The sequence below is a fragment of the uncultured Campylobacter sp. genome (assembly GCF_938045225.1).
Taxonomy (GTDB): Bacteria; Campylobacterota; Campylobacteria; order Campylobacterales; family Campylobacteraceae; genus Campylobacter_A.
The window spans coordinates 1-1,445 of record NZ_CALINL010000207.1 but is presented as its reverse complement, the minus strand read 5'-3'; the positions used below and the strand labels follow the sequence as shown (position 1 = coordinate 1,445).

Sequence of the window (1,445 nt, the reverse complement as noted above, 5' to 3'; positions counted from 1 at the left end):
CGACGAGCTGGTGACCGCTCTCATCGTCGAGGGCGAGGAAGAGCCGATAAATCTAATCGACGAGCTTGGCGTAGAGACCGAGATAAACGAGATAGAGGCGATAGAAGCTCAGATCGATGAAGAAAATAGCGAGGAAAACGACGAGAACGCGGCCGAAGGAAGCGACGATAGCGAAAAGATGCTATTTATCGTAACCAAAAAGGGAATGTGCCTCAAATTTAAACTGAGCAAAGTCCGCCAGATGGGCAGAACGGCCCGCGGCGTGACGGGTATCAAATTTAAAGAAGCCGGCGACGAGGTCGTAGGCGCTGCCGTCATCGAAAACAACGATCAAGAGGTGCTAAGCATATCTCAAAAAGGTATCGGCAAGCGTACGACCGCAGAAGAATACCGCCTAACAAATCGCGGCGGCAAGGGCGTAATCTGCATGAAGCTAACGAATCGCACCGGCGATCTAATCGGCGTCGTAATGGTCGATGACGAGCAAGATCTGATGGCTCTAACCTCAAGCGGCAAGATGATACGCGTCGATATGCAAAGTATCCGCAAAGCGGGTCGAAACACCAGCGGCGTCATCGTAGTAAACGTAGACGGCGACGATGTAGTAAGTATCGCAAAGTCCCCTAAAGCCGACGAAGGCGAGGATGAGGGCGGCGAAGAGACGCTAGAAAATTTAGAATGAATTTAGTGTTTTTGGAATACAATTTGCTAGTAAATTTGCAAACAGAAAAACAACTAAATTTAAAGGTTCAAGAATGAAAAAAATTACATTCGCGGTTTTTGTAGTCGTTGCTTTTTTAGCCAGCGGTTGCTCCAAAAAAGCAAATACACCAAAGCAAGACATCGTCATCCAAAAGGTCGATAAAGAAGACATCAGAAGCGTGATGAAACAAGAAAAGATGATATACGATATCGAACCGGCCGATGCGGTATTTGGCGCCGTGGGCGAGGGCATCGCTCCGACCAACACCGTCTCTCACGCTCAGTCTCTAGCTCTAGCTAAACGCGCTGCCATCGCCGATGCGCACAGACAGCTAGCCGAGAAGCTATACGGAGTCAAGATAAACTCTAAAGACACGGTTAGAGACGCGATGCTTAGAGACTCGACCATCACGACTCAAGTAGCAGGCCTCATCAAAAACGCTTCCATCGTCGAGCACGACTTTAAAGACGGGCTATATCGCGTCAGAATGGAAATGAAAATAGACCAAAGCAAGTGGCAAGAAATTTTTGCTTACTGATTGCCGCTGCGACGCTTCTTTACGGCTCGGAGGAGTTTATCCTCTGGGCCAAAATCTCCACTAAAAATCACACTGTCGTTTACGACGATATCGCGCTTTCAAAGGCTATGGTTCTAAGCGAGCTAGAGTATGAGTATCTATGCGAAATAAACGCCCCCAAGCGGCCCGCGCAAAGCTCGATGGAGATTTTAAATCTACATAAAA

2 protein-coding genes and 1 pseudogene are annotated in these 1,445 nt (G+C 48.0%); all 3 read left to right on the top strand.

The window, feature by feature from the left end:
- Positions 1-682, top strand: a 682-nt coding sequence (locus tag Q0200_RS07680) for a DNA gyrase C-terminal beta-propeller domain-containing protein (protein ID WP_297939939.1), incomplete at its 5' end; no start/stop codon positions are given.
- Between the two features lie 73 nt (positions 683-755).
- Positions 756-1,241, top strand: coding sequence for a lipoprotein required for motility (locus Q0200_RS07675; protein ID WP_297939937.1), 486 nt, complete (start codon positions 756-758; stop codon positions 1,239-1,241).
- Positions 1,217-1,445, top strand: a pseudogene (locus Q0200_RS07670) (hypothetical protein); the annotation flags it as partial. The gene Q0200_RS07675 and the pseudogene Q0200_RS07670, both read left to right, overlap by 25 nt.